Origin of the sequence: Paenibacillus sp. ATY16, assembly GCF_003399985.2 — a bacterium.
GTDB lineage: Bacteria > Bacillota > Bacilli > Paenibacillales > Paenibacillaceae > Pristimantibacillus > Pristimantibacillus glycanilyticus.
Window position 1 is genome coordinate 20,268 of record NZ_NMOK02000016.1, and the last position, 20,312, is coordinate 40,579.

A 20,312-nucleotide genomic window follows, 5' to 3' on the forward strand; every position below is an offset into this window, starting at 1 on the left:
CTTGCGCGTTCTATGAAGTCTTAATAGGCATAAGCCAATAAAGCCGTCAAATTATCGAACGAATAGACTTCTTCCGTTGCCGGATTCCCGAAGCTTCCGGCAATCGGGCTTGCTTGATCGTCCACGCGGTATTGCTCCATGCGTTTCACGCTGTTCCGGTAAAGCACTTGATCTCCAATCGTCGAGCCAATCATCGCGGCGATCGCGTAAGCGGCCGTCGATTGAATATCCGTCACCGGCTTGCCGTCCCGGCCGTAACGTCCGTACAGCGTTCCCGCTTCCACTGCCTTCTTGAGATACGTAATGCTGGCGGGACGCTCCTGATCAATCTCGGCGAGCGACAACACCGTCAGAAGAGACTCAATGGTACTGATTTCCCCTTCATGGTCGCCGTACTTGCCTGATTCGTAATCATAACGGGTTTCGTAAAAAGGGAACTTATCGGATAAATACCCTCCCGAGACGATTGTAAGCAGGTTGTCTTCCAATGCCCGTTTATCCTTGGACGGAACCTCCAGCAGCCGGATGGACCGAAAATCGGCATAGCATAAGGTTAGGAAATCGTTAGTTGTTCCATAGGTACCGTCGTAGAAATCGTAAAGCTTGTCCCCTTGGACATTGTGTTCATAGACGAGTCCGCCGTAATGAGCGGCCTCCCGGCCATAGTTGCCGTCATTGCCAAAAGCCGTCTCGGCCTCGTATAATGCGCGAATGATCCGCAGATCGTCGACAACGGCATTAACGGTATATTTTTTATCGTGAAGAGGACTATAGCGATAGCTGAAGCCATAATCCGCTGCCAGCGTCACTCTAGCCCGCGACCATGCGGCATCAAACGCTTCCCGCTGCCCGGTAAGCGCGTAATAACGCATCAGCAGACCGGCCGACTCGCTTAGCGTCTCATGACCGGTAGCGGTCTCCGCTGCCTCATCCGTTTCCTTATAATTCGTGTAGATGCCGGCCTCTCCCGTAAGCTTCTGATCAATAAATTGCTGCAGTTGCTCACGATGCGGGGTCAGCTGAGGCGTATCGCCATATTTCGAGGGCAGGGCAACACTGTCTTTGCTGCCTTCCACCCCGCCGTCCTTGCTGCTATAAACCCAATACACGGCCAGCAGGATGACAATCAAAGCGGCCGCAAAACCCCATCGCTTGTTCACGGTCTTCAACCCCATGCCTAAAATCTGTTACTCTATCCCCATCTTAAATATCATACCTTTTGCTTTAATCCCGAGACGAGTAGCAATTAAAGGAAGTTTCATGTTACGCGTCAAAAAAGGACTTTATTCAAGGATAACCGATAAATGTTGCTAAAATATGAGAATTTTTGACTAAATTTTGAGCTTTGGCCGGGTTAAACGCTCTCATTTTTTTCAGACTTGCGGTCTATTTCAAATGATAAAACAACAAAGGAAAAAAGCGGAAACCAGTCCCGTCAGGGATCTAATTTCCGCTTTTATCTTGGGAAGAGCTTCTGAAGATCCGGTCCAAATGACGGGAGACCATACGCTCCATCTCTCCGGTATCAATCCGCTCCGGAACCATGACCCGATGCACCACCAAACCATCCACAAGGGCGTGCAGCAGTTTCGTCTCCTCTCCGGGGTCAATTCCGTCCTTGGCCAGATTAAGGTTAATCAAAGTATCGAGCATTTGCCGAAAGCCGGCATACAGCTCGTCATGCACTTCAAGACTAAGCTCGCGAATAGCTGGGTCGGAAATCGTCTTCCCGACATAAGAAAGCCACAGCTCCGCCTCCGCCGTACGCTCCTCGTCCAGTGGCAGCAGCTCGGCGATAACCATCTCCATATTGCGCCGCATATCAACGGTATAGCTCAGCTTCCGGATGCGTTCATTCACACGCTTCGACAACAGCCGCATGGAGAAGGTCAGCAGCTCGGCTTGCGTCTCGAAATAATGCCTCAGCGAACCAAGCGATAGGCCCGCTTCATCGGCTACACGGCGTACGGAAAGCTTGTCCAAGCCTTCCCGGCGGATCACCTTCCAGGCTGCCTCCGCCAATTGTTCCTTGCGTATTTGATGATCGACAATTTTAGGCATGGCTCTATTATAATCCTCCGTCCTTTTTTAGCACAACTGTGTTATAATCTTAATAATACAATTGTGCTAAAAAAGGAGCGGATTCATACCTCTATGGTCGTCTCTGTCATTATCGGCTGTGAAATTGCGTTCTGGGTGTTTGTGCTTGCGGGTCTGGCATGCCGATACCTTCTGCGCCGCAAGACATTAGGCGCTGTTCTGCTTGCCTGCACACCGGTTGTAGATTTAGTTCTGCTTGCAGCCACCGCATACGACTTGCATCAAGGCGGAGAAGCCAGCTTCATTCATGGCCTCGCCGCCATTTATATCGGCATCTCAATTGCGTTCGGCAGCCGGATGATCCGCTGGGCGGATATCCGCTTTGCTCACCGGTTCGCCGGAGGTCCCCCTCCTGAACCAAAGGTTAAGCATGGCGCGGAGCATGCGCGGAATGAGCGAAAAGGATGGCTCCTCCATCTTCTTGCCTGGGGCATCGGATGCGCTTTGCTGCTTGGCATTATTGCATGGATCGGCGATGAGACCCGGACGGCAAGCCTTCGATCGCTCATTCAGATGTGGTCCATTGTCCTCGCTATCGATTTCCTGATGAGCTTTAGTTACACGTTATGGCCGCGCAAAGCAAAGAAAGAGCATAGCGATTAAGCTATGCTCTTTCTTTGCTATTATCTTATCTCTGGCTCTGCATAGCCCAGGCTTCCACATCCCATGTTTTCGTTGCCCAATCCTCATAGAAATCAGGCTCGTGAGAGACGAGAACGATCGTACCCTTGTAGGCTTTCAGCGCACGCTTCAATTCCGCCTTGGCCACGATGTCCAAATGGTTCGTCGGTTCGTCGAACAGGATCCAGTTGCTCTCCCGCATCATCAGCTTGCACAAGCGAACCTTCGCCTGCTCTCCCCCGCTGAGCTGGTTAAGCGGGCGGGTAATATGCTCGTTCTTGAGTCCGCAGCGGGCAAGCGCTGCGCGAACCTCATGCTGGTTCATGAAGGAAAACTCATCCCATACATCCTCCAGCGGAGTCATCGTCGGCGCCTTCGCTTCCTGCTCAAAGTACGCAGGCGATAAATAATCGCCTAGGTAGGTCTTGCCGTCCAGCGGCGGAATAACGCCAAGAATCGATTTCAAGAGAGTGGATTTACCCACGCCGTTGCAGCCTACGATCGCAATCTTATCGCCGCGCTCAATAACCATATCCATCTTGGGAAGAAGGGGTTTGTTGTAGCCGATAACCATTCCCTGCGCTTCGAATACGGTCTTGCCGCTTGTTCTGGACTCCTTGAAGTTAAAGGTTGGCTTCGCGGCTTCCTCCGGCTTATCGATGAGATCGATGCGGCCCAGCTGCTTCTCGCGGCTTTTCGCACGCCCTGAGGTAGATGCGCGAGCCTTGTTTTTCTGAATAAACTCTTCTTGCTTCTTAATATAATCCTGCTGCTTCGCGTAGGCGTCGATATGCTGCGCTTTGTTCAGCTCGGCCATCTCCAGGAACTTCTCATAGTTGGCGGTGTAACGCGTCAGCCTCGTAAATTCAAGATGGTAAATGACGTTAACCACCTGGTTCATAAAGCCGGTCTCATGAGAAATAAGAACAAAGGCGTGAGGATAATTCTTCAAATAATTCGTCAGCCAGATAATATGCTCTTCATCCAAATAGTTGGTAGGCTCATCAAGCAATAAGACGCCCGGCTTCTCCAGCAGCAGCTTGGCAAGCAGAACCTTCGTCCGTTGTCCGCCGCTAAGCGCCGTAACGTCACGATCAAGACCAATCGCATTGAGCCCCAGACCATTCGCCATCTCGTCGACCTTCACGTCGATCAAATAGAAATCGCCGATTTCGAGCTCCTCTTGGATTTCTCCCATCCGTACTAGCAGCTGCTCCAGCGTATCCGGATCGGCATCGCCCATCTGCGCGGCAATATCGTTAAGCTCCTCCTCCAATTCAAGCAGCGGCAGGAACGCGTCCTTGAGCACATCGCGAATCGTCTTCCCCGCTTCAAGCTTCGTATGCTGGTCCAGATAACCGTAACGGACCCGGGGCGTCCATTCCACCCTGCCTTCGTCCTTCAATAGCTTACCCGTCAAAATATTCATAAGCGTCGATTTCCCCGTACCGTTCGCGCCAACCAGACCGATATGCTCCCCTTCAAGCAACCGGAAGTTCACGTCCTTAAACAATACCCGATCGCCAAACGTATGCGATAACTGCTCCACTGTTAACAAACTCATTCTCTTTTATCTCCATTCCTTTATACGCTACCGTTAAACCCGACATTCTCTCGATTCGTCATTGTACCATAAAACATTCTATTCCAGTTTATAATACGTAAAGTTATATGAATATGACCAATCATTAGGCGACAAATAAAAAAGCCTCGCGCATTGGCGAAGCTTTTTTGCATCCTCTTTTTCTACCGCCCGACAAACATAGCAGAACCATTATCTCCCGAATAAGGCGGATCTCCGGGGATGGTAACGTAACATATAATAAGCTTGTACGACATCCCCTTGGTAATCGGCTGCATAAACGTGAGTATGAAGCTCTTGTTCTGCGCGTCCACCGGTTGAATCGTGACCCGATTAGCCGTCAGGGCATTCTGCGGCCCTACCGCGTCATTTTTGCCCAATGTGGCAATACCGGACGGTATCGCTTCGGTTGTGCTCTGTATCCAATAGTTAGACGGATTAACGCCTTTAGCCTGATCAACCGTCCGGTCATACGTGATTTGAAGTTGATTCTGGGACAATTGCGTCGCCGACTGAAGCATTGGGATCGTCTGAGGAGCCGCATGCGCCGAGGTTGACGCCAATATAAACATAAACGCCATCAGACCTACCATCTTCCTAGCACCTGCTATTTTCATCTTAACGCTCCTTTCTTCTCAACAACTATCATTAGCGTATCCTCGGGTTTCCATTTTATTCGGGAAGCATTTCATACAGACGGATGCACGGATCCATACCTGTTCCAATCATAAGAAGAGCCGGAATCCTCAGCGGATTTCCGGCTCTTTTACTATTATAAACTTAGCGATATCTTTGTCTTCTCATCCATTGGGTTGCTACCCATTTCTCCCCGGCTGCTACGGGATGACCTGCATGCAGCGTTAACTCGTTCAAGCGGGTATCGTTATAAAAATATTCAAAGTAGACCGCGCTGCCTTTCTTGGGCGTTACCGAAAAATGAAGAGAAGGGAAATACGTCTCGCCGCCTTCTTCCACGTCATTCAAATACATGACCAACGTGCTGATCCGATTGTTCATATTGCTGCCAGGCGTGAAATAGTCGAAATGAGGATGATACTGTTCTCCGGGCTGATACCGCAGCACCTGCAGCGGCTCCGCATGGGAGACCGGGATATTCATGAGCTCAGCAACCCGGGCTTCTACTTGACCGATACACTCATTTTCGCCTTCCTCAAAAAACATGCTGCTGCTGGTTCTGACCTCGCTGACATCGTGAGAGCTCCCGATTTTGGCCCGCTGCATTCTAGCCGTAGCCAAGTCGATCAATAAATCGCATTCCGCCCAGCTTAATACATTATCCAGGATCAAAATAAGCGGTTCATCCAGCTTCCCAACAATACGAATCTCTTTGTCCTTGGTTAAGATCTTATTCCCTGAAGACGTTACGATCGTCTGCTCTTTAATGGTCATCGCTTTAGTTCCTCCAATATAGAATACTGAGGACGTATTCGATTCTGCATCTAGTCAGTCGATTAGTAATTCTCCGTTCAAAGAGGAAATCCCTTTATGGCAATACTCCGGCAATTTGCAGGACCGTCAGAGTAACCTCTATGACAATGAGGATTACGATAATCCATTCAACGAACAATCCGCGTATGGAATGGCTGATTGTTGAGAAGCCTTCCATGATATGATGAAGAAACTCTGTTTTGCTTTTTAATATTTTATAGCGGTCATTCAGTTCGAAAAACTCCAGCATGCTGTCGTAAAACTCACCGGCTTGGCTGCTGCTCCACGTAATATCGGGCTTATCCAAAATCATGATATAGCCAAGGGTGTTGTACTCGTAACGCAAGATGATAGCCGTTGTCCTGGCCAGCTCTTTATTGCCGATTCTCAGCTTTCCTTTTTCCAGCCGCTCAATCATGGTTTCCAGCTTGTCATGAATTTTCCCGAGCTGCTCCTCTACTTTCTCAAGCGCAACCGACTTCGCAAGCACCGTAGAAATAAGCTCAGGATGGAAAACCTCGTATTCGGGCACTTCCACATACTCATCGGTCAGCTCGAACGTCTCGAACTCTCCGTAATGAAGTCTGTAGTCATCGGTATATCTGTCCGCATTCAAAATATCAATATCCGGCTCGAAGGATTGGAGGTATCCCAAAAAAACCTTTATATCTTCAGGGCGTGAATGATTAACGAAAACAATACTGCCGAAGGAAAAAACCAGTACCTGCTGCGAATCGGCTACCGGATGCTTAAGGATGGCCGCAAGCACTTCCCCTTTCAACATTAAAGGCTGCTCCCAGGTGTATTTCTTAGGAATTCCGCAATGGATCGCAATCTGATTCAGATCAATTTCATTCGTGATGGCAAAAGCTTTAAAGGTCATTTCCTTCATTTCTATCACTCTTTTCAGTCAAACTGAAATTTTAGGCGTATTATCACATTATTCCCTGTCCTTATTTCTTATAACCCATTCCGCTCCCTAACAAAAAAGCCGGAATCCTCAAGTGGGATCCCGGCCTTTTCCGCTTATGAACTAGCTCACATTGAAATATTGAATAATGCCGACGGTTACAATGAAGATAAACACATAGATGAGCAGATTCCTTACACCTCTTAATTTCTTCTTTTGCTTGATGCGACCGCGGACCGTGTGCCCGAATTCGCTCCACTGCTCGTCCGTAAAGCACCTGCGGGGAAAGATATGGGCGGTTACGCCGTTGACCATTAAATAAATGGCCGATTTGGTAGCGAATAGACCGGTAAAGTCCGTCCACTGCATTCTCACAGTCAGCGAGTCGCTCTCCAAAACCACTCCCTCGTCCGACCATGTGTACTGCCTCTCTTCGTTTACCAATCTATTCTTAAGGTTATTCTTGTGGGCCTTTATAAGGAAGAAAGCCAACAGAGGCACGAAAATAAAGATGAAAACCATAAAAGGATTTAAGCTGGAGAGGTCCTTCTCCGCAATAGCCAGCACGATATCCAAAATAGAGATGAGGTACAAAAAACCAAGGAGATAGGGATAAGGTTTCTTAAATAGATAGGATAGCTGCAGCTGTACCAAATCTTCTTTGGTAAGAGTGACCGAAATAGATCCTTGCATGATTTTCCCTCCGCATAGTATTTTCCATAATATTCAAATTCGACTATACCATGCCATACTACCTATGTATAGAAAAAAAAGACCAGAAATCATCCGGCGAGGATTTCTGATCTTTCGTACCATATAAGGATTCGTCAAGGAGTAACCGAACCTACCGTCCCGCCCCGAATAAGAGAGACATAGATCCGCTCCTGCTCGACCTCTTGTCCGCAGATGATCTTAAGAAGCTGCTCCGCTGCAATAGCTCCCCACTTGCGCTTGGAATAATCGATGGTAGCGAGGCGAGGATGCATGAAGGAAGCCAGCTCCAGATTATCAAAGCCGATCAGATGCAGGTCCCTGCCGATGACAATATCCGGATGATTCCTTTGCAGGTAATGGCACATCCCGATCGCCATCTCGTCGTTGAAGCAGAATATCGCCGCCGGTTCGCCTGTAGAGCCGATAATGCCGTCCGCGACTAATCTTGCCGCGGCATGCTCGCCCGAGGACTTGTTGAAATCGCCTTCAATAACAGTAAGCGAAGCATCGCTTGCACGCTCTACCACCTGGGTGGCCGCCGCCAAGCGCTGCCTGGAGTCAAACGAGCCTCTTGGCCCCGTTATGGCATACAGCTTCCGGTGTCCTTGCTCCAGCAAGTATTCGATCGCCAGCGCCGCTCCGGCTTTATTGTCGAGCAGCACCTGGTTAACGTTCGCATGGTTCAGCTCCCGGTCCAGCACGACCAGCTTATGCCCTCGTTCCGCGTAGCTGGCCAGCTCCTTGCTGTCGAATGTCTCGTCGAGGATAATCGCTCCGTCGATCAATCTCTCCGGAAGCATGCGGTGCGACTGCTTGCCGCTGCAGACGATCAGATCATAGCCTTTAACCGACAGCACTTCCTTCATCCCTTGAAGGAGGTCTCCATAGAACGCCCCGCTGAAATCGGTCAGAAATACCCCGATGATTTTCGTTTCTCTCCGCTTGAGCGATCGCGCGGCAGCATTCGGGACATAGTTCAATTCACTGGCAACCGCCAATATTCTGGCCGTTGTTTCTTCCGTTACTTTCGGATTACCGTTTAACGCGTAAGATACGGTCGATATTGAAACGCCCGCTTGTCTGGCGATGTCTTTAATGCTGACCACAGTTCCCACTCCTCCTTGTCCTTATTCTACTATAACACAAGGACTGGCGGCACCAAGATACCACCAGTCCTTCCGATTACATAAATATTTCAACGCGGTTGCCTTCAGGGCGCAGACTTGCAGTCAGCTGTTCTTCCGCAATACGCACGCCGCCATCGCGGTAACGGTTATCCGTATAGGTAAACTCCGTTTCCCGTCCGTTAATGAGGATGCGGTTTACGCGCGTTCCTCCGCCAAGACGATAAACAAACGTAACCGGCTTGCCGTTCCATCCAAAATCAAACGTCAGTCCGTCCAGCTTCTCCGGCAATACCGGATCGACAACAAGATCGCAGCCGAGCTGACGAATCCCGAGGGCATTCGAGATCAGCTGGTTCATGTAGATTCCCGGGCCGCTCGAATAAATACGCCATCCGCCCTTCACCTGCACGCTGCCATCGCGAAGCTCGCCGAAGCGCTCCTGAGCATCGTAACGGTTCATGAACTTGCCGTCGGAGCTGCTGAAGTAGGAGTTGCTTTGACGCAGCTCGGCGTTTGGCACAACGTCGCGAAGACCAACCGGGTTGATGGTCAAGAGTCCCTTCCATACTTCGTCGGTCTTGCCCAGCTTCGCCATCGCCTCTACGAAACGGATATGCGCATGGACGTACTGCAGGCCAATTTCCCGTCCGAAGTTAGCGGCCTGTTCCGCGCGCTTGAAGTTTACGCTGACGCCGCCCGCGTAATTCGCAGGCCGGTTCATCAGACGCACGCCGTCCGGACAGTACAGCTTCTCTTTGATAATGCGGTAGTGAGCTTCCGCCTGTTCTTCCGTCAGGAGCTCGCTGATCATGCTGCGCGTCATCGGAAGCAGACGGTATTGAATACCCGTAGTCGTGTCTGTCGGATGCAGCATCAGCTTCGCTTCCTCCGGCTTCTCCATATAGACGAAGCCTGGAATAACCTCTTCCGCCAGCATGTAGCGGTTAAAGTCCGTCTGAATGCCCGCGGCAAGCTGCGCAAGCTCCTCGGCAAGCGCGGAATCAAAGGTTTCCAGCACGCGGCCGAATTGCGCGATAACCTGATAAGTCAGCGAAACCGTCCAGCTGCTGATCATATATTTTTTGAGCTGTGCATTTGCCGGCTGCAGCGTGTCGTCCCAGTCTCCGTCGCCGTAGGAGGACAGATGCGTGCCATGCAGGAAATGCTCTTTAATGTAGTCGATCTCCTTGATTGCATGATCAAGCAAGGTTGCGGATTGTTCCGTGAATTCGCCCGTATGGCGGATCGAGTAAGGAACGCGCTGCTCCAGAATGCCGTAATCCTTGGTCGCGGCCAGATAATCGCCGAGCACCTTCAGCGGCCATACGATAATATCGCCATGGCTCTCTTCCTGCTGGATCCGGTAATAACGGTCGAACATAAACCATTGCGGCCAGTTGCCTTCATCTTCGTATTGATGCGAGTAAACGGTCTTCAGAATTTCCGCCACTTGCTCGTACTTATGCGTGGACAGGAAATATTCCGCCGGCCCTTGGCATACGTCGCGCGTACCCCAAGCCGCTCCTCCGTATTGCTCGAGGCCATGCGGCACCGAATAGTGGACGAGCATATTATGCGTATACCACCATGCGAGCGAGTTCATTTTGACAAGCTCAGCCTTCGCAGCTCCGTCATGGGACAGCCGGAAGCCGTTCATCACCTGACGCAAAAAGGCTCTATAGCGCTCGCTCTCTCTTGCCGCCTGCTTTTCTTCGAACGGCAGTTCTTCGCCTTGCAGCAGCCCTTGCACCGTAAGGGTCCAAGCCGAAGTTGCCGCAAGCTCAAGAACAACAAGCGATGCCGCACCCGGCGTTAAGCCTTCGGCAAGAGCGCTCTCGTCCAGAGCGGTTACCGCCGCACCGTCTACGCGCATACGGTATTGCAGGTTCGGGAACACCTTCGTGCTTTGCGACTGGCTGTCCGCCTTAAAGATCAGCATGCCGTCCTTCTCCTCCATGGAGTAAGGCAGCTCGTATTCGTTATTGTTCATCGACACCTGATTCGTTACTCTAAACCGGTAGCCGAGCCCTTTCTGCGAGCGAAGCTCCAGGCGGACCTCCGGCGAATCCACCGTTGTGTAGTTCGTGATGACAAGCGTATCGTCCGCCGTCTTATAGAACCATTTCGCATAGTTGAAGCCCATCTCGAACATCGAAGGCATCGCAAGCAAGCGATAAACGCCGTCAACTTCAACGTAAATACGCTGACCGGAAGTCTTGAGCACGTTAAGCGCATTACGCGCATTGGTTATCATTTTATGGAAATTCGTATTGCCCGCCAGAAGCTGCGAGTTGAAAATCCCGTACATATAAGAAGTCGTCGTCATCACGTTATCCGTCATGCGGTCGTTGCCGCCGGACATCAGGATGTGGCCATGCGGACGCTCGACAAGCAGCTCCTTCTCCTTAAGCACCACATGCTCATGCGTTTCCGTGAAGAAGGATAGAAGCTGACCGTCCTGGAATTCTTCCTGCTCCCGGATCGGGTACATCGACTTGATCTCTTCGGGATCCATAGACAATGTACGAAGCGGCGATCCGATCGCAGACGAAACGACAACCTTCGGGTAAGTCTCTTCCGACTCAGCTTGCTGCGTCTTGTCGGCGGACTCTATCTGCTTCCAAGCCTCCAGCACTTCCTCGAAATATTCCAGCTTCTCAATCGCCGAAGGATGATCCTTCTTGAACAGTCCGTAGAATACGAAGCGGGCCTCGCCTTGAACCTGCTTCTTCGGAGTTTGAAGGGCTGCGTACGTGAACTCATATTGATAGATCTCATTCGCCAGCGCAGGCTTCAGCAGAGCTTCCGGCACATCGGTCTCTTTGTGGCTTAAGCCGAAGAATTGGAAGCCGTCCGTCGAATAGCCTGCCGCTCCCGTCAGCGAACCATGCTGCATATAAGGGAAAGCGCCTCCCATCGGCTGGTTTTGCCGGAAGCACAGCGCATAACCAAGCTGCTCGTCCCGGAATACCTTATGGTCAACGTATTGAGAGATATACGCCTCGTTCGTCCGGACAGCTCCGGTATCCCCAAGACCCAGATCCTGTCCGTAGACAACGTCAATCGATGCATCGCTGCCTTGAACGGTTACGTCCCAGAACCAAATGCCATGCTTCGTTAAGGCAAAAGAAACCTTGTATTGCAATTCGCCGCCAAATGCCGCTCCATCCCAGACCAGCTTATCGCCGGCTTTCGTCAAACGGCTGGATGAGCGGATGCCAAGCAGCGGTTCGAAGCGGATCCCTTCCTCTGTATGCTTGCGCAGATAAAGGTTGTTCATGGATCCGTCAACCGGATGCGTCATGACCTGATTCAGCATCGTTTCTCCGGACCGGGCAACAAACAAATCGCCGCTGCTCCAGAATTCGAATGCCAGTTCCCCGTTTTCCAAACGGATCGTACTTTTTGCTGTCTCCATTATTTCAATTATGCCTCCCCATTTGTCCAACCTCATGTTATAGCCGAAATGGTTACGTGTAGGATTGCCTATTCGCGTTATATTCTTCACACCGATGAAGTCAAAATCAACCATAGAAACGTTTCGATAATACCTAGAACAGGATTATAATCAAATAATTTTGGGTCGTCAACCTTGTAAAAAGGACAAATAGAAACGTTTCTATTAATTCCAACGTGTAAAAAAATAATACTTGAAAGCGCTTATGCTCTGATCTATAATGTCGTTGAAACGTTTCTACAACGAATTAACCTAGAATTAAACGCAGGGAATTGTCCTACAGAACATCTGAGAAGGAGGGAATCGGGCGCTATCGAAACGATTCTCGAACAGAGGATTGACTCAAAAAGCGAATACGACGGCGAAGCGCTAACCTGACGCAAAGCCGAATAATTGAAGCATTGCCACTGCATACTATTTTTTAACAACCGACAACATGGGGAGGTCTTGTTTTTATTATGACATTCAAAAAATCTCTTACCGCTACGCTCGCAGGCTCCGTTCTGCTCATGGGCATTCTATCCGCTTGCGGCGGAAATAAAGCAGACAACAACAGCACCGCGGATCAAGGCAGCACGGGCAAAGGCAGCAAAGGCAAAGTTACTCTTAATGTATGGGGCATGGGCGAAGAAGCCAAATCCCTTCCGAAAATCGCCGAGCAATTCGAAGCCGAAAATCCGGACATCAAAATCAATGTTCAGCCGCTTCCATGGGACACGGCGCATGACAAGCTGCTGACGGCTGTCGCGTCGAAAAAAGGTCCGGACGTTGTGCAAATGGGTACAACATGGATTCCGGAGTTCGCTAACGCCGGCGCATTGATGGACCTGTCCTCCGATATCGCTAACTACCCGGAGCTTGCGGACAGCAACTTCTATGACGGTTCCTTGAATACAACGAAATACGACGGCAAAACCGTAGGCGTACCTTGGTATATCGATACCCGCGTTCTTTACTACCGCACGGATCTGTTGAAGGAAGTCGGCTACGACCAAGCGCCTAAAACTTGGGATGAGCTGAAAGAAGCGGCGGACAAGCTGAAGGCACGCGGCACGGGCAAATACGGCATCAGCCTTGACGTAAAAGAACAGACTCTTATGTTCATGTTCGCTCGCCAGAACGGCTCCAAGCTGATCGAGGGCAACAAGCCGCTGTTCAACGAGCCGAAATTCGTAGAAGCGGTTGACTACCTGAACAGCTTCTTCAAAGACGGCGACGCTCCGCTTGACCTGGGCATCGACATCGTAGCCGGCTTCAAAGGCGACGGCATCCTGCCAATGTTCATCAGCGGTCCTTGGATGATTAAGCTGATTAACGATCAAGCTCCCGAACTGAAAGGCAAATGGGCTACTGCGGTTCTTCCTGCAAAAGAAAACAACATCTCGGCACTAGGCGGCTCCAACCTGTCCGTCTTCCAATATACCGACCATAAAGAAGAAGCGATGAAATTCCTTGCTTACATGAGCAAGCCTGAAACCCAGCTCAAATGGCTTGAGCTTGCAAACGCATTGCCTTCCACGAAGAAAGCATGGGAAGATCCAGCTCTGACCAGCGATCCTAATCTGAAAGTAATCGGCGAGCAAATGAAGAGCTCCGAGCCAATGCCGCTCCTCAAGCCTTGGGAGCAAGTTGCCCAAGAAGCACTGAACTCGTTCGAGAAGATCTACCGCGGCCAATCGAAGACGCAAGACGAAATGAACAGCTTTAACAAGAAAGCTACCGATATTCTGAGCAAGTAACAGCAGCAACTTGGAATGCAAGCAAGCACCGGCAGCACTTCTGAACCTAAACAGAAACGCTGCCGGTTATGTTTTGCCATTAATTTTTGCGGTAGAAGCGCAAAGGAAAGGAAGCATGGATGAAAGGATATTCTCAGAGCAAAGCGCCTTATTTCTTTATCGCTCCCGCGCTTATTTTACTAATATTGTTTTCATTGTTACCGATTGTCGTCGCTCTTGTTATCAGCTTTACGAACATGGACCTTGCCGGTCTTGCCGACTGGTCGAATATTTCATTCGTTGGACTCGACAATTATGTGGACGTATTGGCTGATCCCGTGTTCGGCAAGTCCATCTTAAATACATTGTTTTACGTCGTTATCGGTGTGCCGCTTATTCTGATCGGCTCCCTTCTCATTGCTATTATCGTTAACTTCGGAGGCAACCGGATCTTTAACGCCTTCCGCGTCATTTACTACATGCCTTCCGTTACGAACGTGGTTGCGGTCGCGGTTGTATGGACATTGTTGTATAACCCTATCTTTGGCTTGCTGAACTATTTGCTTGATGCCGTTAATCTGCCAGCCGTACCTTGGCTTCAGGATCCGATCATGGCGAAAATCTCGCTCATTATCATGGGCGCATGGCGCGGGATTGGTCTGAACATGATCATCTTTATCGCGGCGCTGCAAGGCATTCCGAAGTCTTATTACGAAGCGGCTCAGCTCGACGGTGCCGGCAACTTCCGGCAGTTGATGTACATTACGATTCCGATGCTTCGTTTCGCGATCTTCTTCGTGTCCATTACGACGATGATCGGCTGGCTTCAATTCTTCGAAGAGCCGTTTATTATGACGGATGGCGGTCCGCTGGACAGCACGACCTCCGTGGCTTTGTTTATCTATCACAACGGTTTCCAGCTCAGCCACTTCGGCTACTCGGCTGCCGGTTCGTTCGTCCTGTTCTTCGCAATCATTCTCATCACGCTTTTGCAGTTCAAGCTGCAGGGCAAAGATACGGATCTATAATTAGGAGGTGAACAAATGAGCGCACATGCAAAATCTGGATCCGGCGCAGCCAAGAACGACCTGGCGCTGAAATGGGCCCTTGGCGCGCTGCTCACCATAGGCGGAATCCTGGTCATCCTGCCTTTTATATGGATGATCCTCTCCGCCTTCAAGTCGGAAGCGGAGATGCAGAATATCCCGCCTACCTTCCTGCCCGTAGATGCGACGTTTGATAACTTCAGACACCTGTTCACCGAAATGAACTTTGGCGTTTACTTGAAAAACACGCTGATCATCGTCGTATTCTCATTTGTTGGCCTGTTCCTGAACGCCATGGCCGGCTTCGGGTTCGCGAAATATAAATTCAAGGGCGGCAGCGCCCTCTTCTATCTCGTACTGGCTACCATGATGATTCCCGGTCAGGTAACGATGATTCCAATCTATCTGATTCTGAACGAAATGCACTTGACCAATACGATGGCGGGTATTATCCTGCCGGGTCTGGTCGGCGCCTTCGGCATCTTCCTGTTCCGCCAGTTCATGCAGACGATTCCGGATGAGCTGCTCGAAGCTACGCGCTTGGACGGCGCAAGCGAATTCCGTACCTTCATGCAGATCGTGCTTCCGATCTCGAAGCCTATTCTTGCGGTACAGGGCATTCTCGCTTTTATCGCCGGCTGGAACAGCTTTATCTGGCCGCTCATCATCGCGAACGACGAGAAGCTGTACACCTTGTCCGTTGGCCTGACCTTGCTCAAAGGACAATACGGCGGCAACTTCGCGCTTCAGATGGCCGGCTCCACCTTTATGGTCATCCCGATTATCGTCATCTTTATCATCTTCCAAAGACATATCATCGAGAACTTCTCGATCTCGGGGATGAAGTAGGTACGTTAGCTTGCGTTTAAAAAAGGGTTATCCGACGAGTCATAACATGACCGGGATAACCCTTTTTTTGATTCGATGAATGCTGCATGGCGAGTTACATTGGATTTCGTACAGCATATCCAACGCAGCCTCGGAATCTCTCCTTTTATCCCGATTTCATTGAAGGAAATCCAACGTACCTATGCGGCCCGGGACGGCAAATCATGTTACAATTCACTAAGCAGGAATGGAAGGAGATCTATGGAATGAAAGAAACGGTGAACTGGAAAAACGGTGCCCACGGGCATAAATTCATAGCTTCGTTTAGCGGAGGAAAAGACAGCACCCTTGCCCTGTATAAGTCCATGCAGGTTGGAGAGCCGATTGGGCTTATCGTCATGATGGAGGAGGAAGGGAAACGCTCCAGATCTCACGGCATGCCCCCGAAGCTTATCCGCGCCCAAGCGGAATCCATCGGTTTACCCGTGTATACAGCGGCCGCAAGCTGGGAGGATTACGAAAAGGAATTTATAGCTCTACTGAAACAGGCCAAGCATGAAGGCGCCGAAGCGTTAGTCACAGGAGACTTGGATATGCCTGTCCAAGATTGCTGGCATGACAAGGTCACCCAAATCGCCGGCCTAAAGCTGGGGATGCCGCTATGGCAAATGGATCACCTAGAGGCTGTTGAGGAGTTTGTTAATCTCGGATTCATCTCCGTTGTTGTCACGGTCAATTTATCGTTAGGGATGAAGGAAGAGGATTTGGGGCGCGTATTGACTCACGACTACATACGGGAGCTGCTGGCCCGCGGCATTGACCCTTGCGGAGAAGGCGGGGAATTCCATACCACCGTCATCGACGGCCCTCTGTTCCAGCATCCTATCCCTGTTCGCAAATGCAGCATAGTTATGAACGGCGAATATGCTTTTTTACCTTTGGAGCTGATAGAGGCTTAGGGATTACTCGAAGCGCAGCAGTTCGCCTACGTTGTACAAAATGCAGTATAATCATGCGATTTAGCGCGTGAAAGGAAAATATCCTGCACGAAGTGCAGGATATTAGAAAAAACGGGACCAATTAGACCCAAATTGGCGAAATATCATGCATTTTATGCAACCAATTCGCCAAAACCGTCCGATTTGGGCAAATATCCTGCATTTCGTGCAACGCACCCCAGCTAGCAAGCTAGCCTGCAGCCTAGAGCCTACAGCCTGCTAGACCTTCCTTCCTTACAGCTGCAGCCGCTCCAGCCCATTCCGCCCGCTCACACCGTCAAATACTTCTTAATCACTTCGTCGCTTAACTCCTCCAGGCCGCCTTCCCAGGCAATTGCCCCCTTATCCAGCACGTAGAAGTAGTCGCCGACGCTTTTCACGAAATCGAGGCTCTGCTCGACGAGCAGAATCGATGTCTTGCCGTCCACCTTGATGGAGCGGATGACATCCCGGATATCGTCTACGATGGAGGGCTGAATGCCTTCGCATGGCTCATCGAGCAGCAGCAGATCCGGCTTTGACGCGAGCGCCCGCGCGAACGCCAGCTGCTGCTGCTGTCCGCCGCTCAGGTCCCCGCCGCGCCGGTTATACATTGTGGGCAGCACCGGGAACTTGGCGATCGCTTCCTCCGGAATAGAGCGGACCGCCACCTTCTCGCGCGCGGCCTCAAGGCCAACCAATATATTCTCGTATACGGTTAACTGCCCGAAGATCTCGCGCCCTTGCGGTACATAGCCGATTCCGCTCTTCGCGCGGCGCCCCGGCGCGGCCTTCGTCAGCTCATGTCCGTTGTAGGCAACGGTTCCTTTCCGCGCCCTGAGCAGTCCCATGATGCTTTTCATCAGCGTTGTCTTCCCAACGCCGTTGCGCCCGAGCAGGCAGACGACCTGCCCCGGTTCCACTCTCAGTGTTACATCACGCAAAATCACGCTTTCCCCGTATCCCGCTTCAAGCTGTTGAACGGCTAGCATCCGCATCCCTCCTTTTCCCGAGATATACTTCCGCCACTCGATCATCCCCCTGCACTTCTTCCATCGAGCCTTCCTTCAGCAGCTTTCCTTCATGCATAACCGTCACCTTGCTTGCGAAGTTGCGGACAAACTCCATGTCATGCTCCACAACCACAATCGAGCGTTGACGGGCGATCTCGATCAGCAGCTCGCCCGTCTTGTCCGTTTCCTTATCCGTCATGCCCGCTACCGGCTCATCCAGCAACAGCACCTCCGGCTCCTGCAGCAGCATCATGCCAATCTCCAGCCATTGCTTCTCGCCATGCGATAAGCCGCCTGCCCGCCAATCCGCCTTATCCTGAAGCCCAATCATCTCAAGCTGCCGCTCGATCCGTTCCCGCTCCTCCGCCTTCATCCGGGCGAACAGCACCGTAAATACGCCGCGCTTCTGGCGCATGGCGATCTCGAGATTCTCAAACACTGTCATCGACGGAAAAATCGACGGCGCCTGGAACTTGCGGCCGATGCCAAGCTCGGCAATCTGATGTTCTTTTTTCTTCGCGATATCGATGGACTGCTTGAAGGTAACCGTCCCCGCCGTTGGTTTCACTTTGCCGCAGATCACGTCCAGCATCGTCGTTTTGCCGGCACCGTTGGGCCCAATGAGGAAACGGAGCTCCCCTTTCCGCAAATGCAGGCTCATTCCCTGAATCGCCTTGAAGCCGTCAAAGGCTACCGTCACCTCATTACATTGCAGGATACTCGACTCGCTCATGCTCCGGCTCACTCCTCTCCTCTTTCTTCTTGCGGAACTTCAGCTTGGCGGCAAGACCCGCCACCCCGTTAGGCAGGAACACAACAACCAGAATAAACACGCCGCCAAGGAAATACGTCCAGCCTTGCGGATACGTAGTGCTGAATTCGCTTTTCGCCCAGTTCATCAGCACCGCTCCAAGCACGGCGCCGATCAAGGTTCCGCGGCCGCCGATCGCAACCCACAGTACCATCTCAATCGAAGGCACAATTCCCATCATGGAAGGCGAGATTATGCCGACATGCAGCACAAACAGCATTCCCGCGATACCGGCGATAGCCGCCGACATCGTAAACACAACCATCTGGTAGACGGCCGGATTGTACCCGATGAACCGGACCCGGTTCTCCCCGTCCCGGATCGCGCGAAGCACCTTGCCGAACCGGCTTTTCACCACATAACGGCATAGGATAAACACCGCCACCAGCACGGCTGCCGTCACCCAATACAGCATCCGCTTCGTATCCGGCGAAGCAATCGGCTCGCCTAATATTTTGCTAAAGCCCGTAACGCCGTTAGTTCCTCCCGTATAGGCCTGCTGTCCGACAAGCAGCGTTGTCGTAATAATAACGAGAGCCTGCGTAAGAATAGTGAAGTACACGCCGCGAATCCGGTTGCGGAAGGTGAAATACCCCAAGAACAGTGCCAACGCAGCAGGTATGAGGATTCCCATCAGCACCGCAAAGCCAAAGCTCCCGAACGGCTTCCAGAAGATCGGCAGCTCGCTTAATCCGCTCCAGCCCATAAAGTCCGGCAGCTTCCCGCCGCTTGCCTCAAGCTTCAGATACATCGCCATCGCATAGGCGCCAAGTCCAAAAAAGATACCGTGCCCCAGGCTTAGAATACCGGTATAGCCCCAGATCAGATCCAGACCAAGCGCAACAATGGCAAACGCCAGGAACTTCGCAAGCAAGTTTAATCGGAAGTCGCTTAAATAGAGCGGAGCCGAGAACAGCGCAGCGGCAGCAGCGACATAACAGGCAAGCAGCCATAAACGCCGGGGAGAAAGTTTTTGCATCGTCAACATTTGATTCCCCACCTCTCTCTATGAATCAAGCGAACGCGAACGCATGGCGACGAATCCCATCGGCCTCCATTGCAGGAAAGCAACGATGCAGAGGAACACGAGCACTTTGCCAAGCGATGCATTCGTCCAATATTCGAACATCGTGTTAAAGACGCCAATTCCGAGCGCACCAAGCACGGTGCCCACCAGCTTGCCGACTCCGCCAAGCACAACCACCATAAACGCATCGACAATATAATAAGTGCCAAGCGACGGCCCAATCGGACCAATCAGCGTCAGCGCGCAGCCGGCGATACCGGCAATTCCCGAACCAATCGCAAAGGTCATCGCGTCAACGCGGCGGGTGGATACCCCAAGGCATGCCGCCATATCGCGGTTTTGCATAACCGCCCGCATCCGGCGTCCTTCCAGGCTGCGGTAAATATAGAAGTACATCGCAAGCAGCGTAACGATAACAAGCCCAATGATAAACAGCCTTTTATAAGGAAGGACCGCGCCAAGGAAGTTAACCCCGCCATCCAGCCAGGTTGGACTCGTCACCGCAACGTTTGGCGCACCAAAGATCGATCTCGCAAGCTGCTGCAGCACGAGGCCAACACCCCAGGTGGCGAGCAGGCTGTCGAGCGGCCGGCCATACAGAAAGCGGATCAGGCTCATCTCAAGGATTAGACCAAATACAAAGGCGATCAGGAAGCTGACCGGTATCGCGAGGACGAAATACCAATCGAACATCGACTTCGGCAAATAGTCTTTAAACATATTTTGCGTCAAGTACGTGGAGTAAGCACCAATCATAATGAGCTCGCCATGGGCCATATTGATGACCTTCATCAGTCCAAACGTAATGGCCAGGCCAAGCGCAATCAGCAGCAGGATCGAGCTGACGCTCAGCCCGTTAAACAGCTGCAGGGTAATGACCTCCATATGCCTTCAACTCCTTCGGGGTTATACAAAAGGAGAGTATCCGAACC

18 protein-coding genes are annotated in these 20,312 nt (G+C 51.3%); 5 read left to right on the forward strand and 13 right to left on the reverse strand.

Annotated elements, in window-relative coordinates; translation table 11 throughout:
- Window positions 1-20: 20 nt before the first annotated feature.
- Together CFI03_RS10270 and CFI03_RS10275 are read right to left on the reverse strand one after the other, a co-directional pair.
- Window positions 21-1,160, reverse strand: coding sequence for a hypothetical protein (locus tag CFI03_RS10270; protein ID WP_248757323.1), 1,140 nt, complete (start codon window positions 1,158-1,160; stop codon window positions 21-23).
- 283 nt (window positions 1,161-1,443) lie between these two features.
- Window positions 1,444-2,061, reverse strand: a complete 618-nt coding sequence (locus CFI03_RS10275; protein WP_248757324.1) for a TetR/AcrR family transcriptional regulator — start codon at window positions 2,059-2,061, stop codon at window positions 1,444-1,446.
- 93 nt (window positions 2,062-2,154) lie between these two features.
- Here CFI03_RS10275 and CFI03_RS10280 point away from each other — a divergent pair, with 93 nt between their 5' ends.
- Window positions 2,155-2,703: a hypothetical protein gene (locus CFI03_RS10280; protein ID WP_248757325.1), complete on the forward strand. Its 549-nt coding sequence runs from the start codon at window positions 2,155-2,157 to the stop codon at window positions 2,701-2,703.
- Between the two features lie 25 nt (window positions 2,704-2,728).
- On the opposite strand, the gene CFI03_RS10285 is transcribed toward CFI03_RS10280, so the two are convergent.
- The 7 genes from CFI03_RS10285 to CFI03_RS10315 all read right to left on the reverse strand — a co-directional run bounded on the left by CFI03_RS10285 (window position 2,729) and on the right by CFI03_RS10315 (window position 11,921).
- On the reverse strand, window positions 2,729-4,285 hold the full coding sequence (locus tag CFI03_RS10285; RefSeq protein ID WP_248757326.1) for an ABC-F family ATP-binding cassette domain-containing protein: 1,557 nt from the start codon (window positions 4,283-4,285) through the stop codon (window positions 2,729-2,731).
- 182 nt (window positions 4,286-4,467) lie between these two features.
- Window positions 4,468-4,920, reverse strand: coding sequence for a hypothetical protein (locus CFI03_RS10290; protein WP_248757327.1), 453 nt, complete (start codon window positions 4,918-4,920; stop codon window positions 4,468-4,470).
- A 163-nt stretch (window positions 4,921-5,083) separates the two neighbouring features.
- Window positions 5,084-5,713, reverse strand: a complete 630-nt coding sequence (locus tag CFI03_RS10295; protein ID WP_248757328.1) for a 2OG-Fe(II) oxygenase — start codon at window positions 5,711-5,713, stop codon at window positions 5,084-5,086.
- A 94-nt stretch (window positions 5,714-5,807) separates the two neighbouring features.
- On the reverse strand, window positions 5,808-6,644 hold the full coding sequence (locus CFI03_RS10300) for an RMD1 family protein (RefSeq protein ID WP_248757329.1): 837 nt from the start codon (window positions 6,642-6,644) through the stop codon (window positions 5,808-5,810).
- Between the two features lie 141 nt (window positions 6,645-6,785).
- A complete protein-coding gene (locus tag CFI03_RS10305; RefSeq protein ID WP_248757330.1) occupies window positions 6,786-7,355 on the reverse strand; it encodes a YcxB family protein in 570 nt (189 codons plus the stop codon).
- A gap of 134 nt (window positions 7,356-7,489) precedes the next feature.
- A complete protein-coding gene (locus tag CFI03_RS10310; RefSeq protein WP_248757331.1) occupies window positions 7,490-8,482 on the reverse strand; it encodes a LacI family DNA-binding transcriptional regulator in 993 nt (330 codons plus the stop codon).
- A gap of 76 nt (window positions 8,483-8,558) precedes the next feature.
- Window positions 8,559-11,921, reverse strand: coding sequence for a GH36-type glycosyl hydrolase domain-containing protein (locus tag CFI03_RS10315; RefSeq protein WP_248757332.1), 3,363 nt, complete (start codon window positions 11,919-11,921; stop codon window positions 8,559-8,561).
- Between the two features lie 497 nt (window positions 11,922-12,418).
- On the opposite strand from CFI03_RS10315, the gene CFI03_RS10320 reads away from it, so the two are divergent.
- From CFI03_RS10320 to CFI03_RS10335, 4 genes are all read left to right on the forward strand, one after another.
- Window positions 12,419-13,699: a sugar ABC transporter substrate-binding protein gene (locus CFI03_RS10320; protein ID WP_248757333.1), complete on the forward strand. Its 1,281-nt coding sequence runs from the start codon at window positions 12,419-12,421 to the stop codon at window positions 13,697-13,699.
- Window positions 13,700-13,818: 119 nt separating this feature from the next.
- Window positions 13,819-14,706, forward strand: a complete 888-nt coding sequence (locus CFI03_RS10325; protein WP_012772565.1) for a carbohydrate ABC transporter permease — start codon at window positions 13,819-13,821, stop codon at window positions 14,704-14,706.
- 15 nt (window positions 14,707-14,721) lie between these two features.
- Window positions 14,722-15,573, forward strand: a complete 852-nt coding sequence (locus CFI03_RS10330; protein ID WP_174806575.1) for a carbohydrate ABC transporter permease — start codon at window positions 14,722-14,724, stop codon at window positions 15,571-15,573.
- Window positions 15,574-15,818: 245 nt separating this feature from the next.
- Window positions 15,819-16,511 carry a Dph6-related ATP pyrophosphatase gene (locus CFI03_RS10335; RefSeq protein WP_248757334.1) on the forward strand — a complete coding sequence of 231 codons (693 nt, stop codon included), beginning with the start codon at window positions 15,819-15,821 and terminating at the stop codon, window positions 16,509-16,511.
- 308 nt (window positions 16,512-16,819) lie between these two features.
- Here CFI03_RS10335 and urtE read toward each other — a convergent pair whose 3' ends face one another.
- From urtE to urtB, 4 genes are read right to left on the reverse strand one after another with little or no spacing between them, the layout of a single operon-like run.
- Window positions 16,820-17,521, reverse strand: a complete 702-nt coding sequence (gene urtE, locus CFI03_RS10340) for an urea ABC transporter ATP-binding subunit UrtE (protein ID WP_248757335.1) — start codon at window positions 17,519-17,521, stop codon at window positions 16,820-16,822.
- The gene (gene urtD, locus CFI03_RS10345) at window positions 17,499-18,275 is read right to left on the reverse strand and encodes an urea ABC transporter ATP-binding protein UrtD (RefSeq protein ID WP_127495880.1); all 777 of its coding nucleotides are present in this window, start codon (window positions 18,273-18,275) and stop codon (window positions 17,499-17,501) included. The genes urtE and urtD overlap by 23 nt, the downstream gene beginning before the upstream one ends.
- Window positions 18,247-19,341: an urea ABC transporter permease subunit UrtC gene (gene urtC, locus CFI03_RS10350; RefSeq protein ID WP_248757336.1), complete on the reverse strand. Its 1,095-nt coding sequence runs from the start codon at window positions 19,339-19,341 to the stop codon at window positions 18,247-18,249. The genes urtD and urtC overlap by 29 nt, the downstream gene beginning before the upstream one ends.
- 18 nt (window positions 19,342-19,359) lie before the next feature.
- Entirely contained in the window at window positions 19,360-20,265 is a 906-nt protein-coding gene (gene urtB / locus CFI03_RS10355) for an urea ABC transporter permease subunit UrtB (protein WP_248757337.1), read from the reverse strand.
- Between the last annotated feature and the right edge of the window lie 47 nt (window positions 20,266-20,312).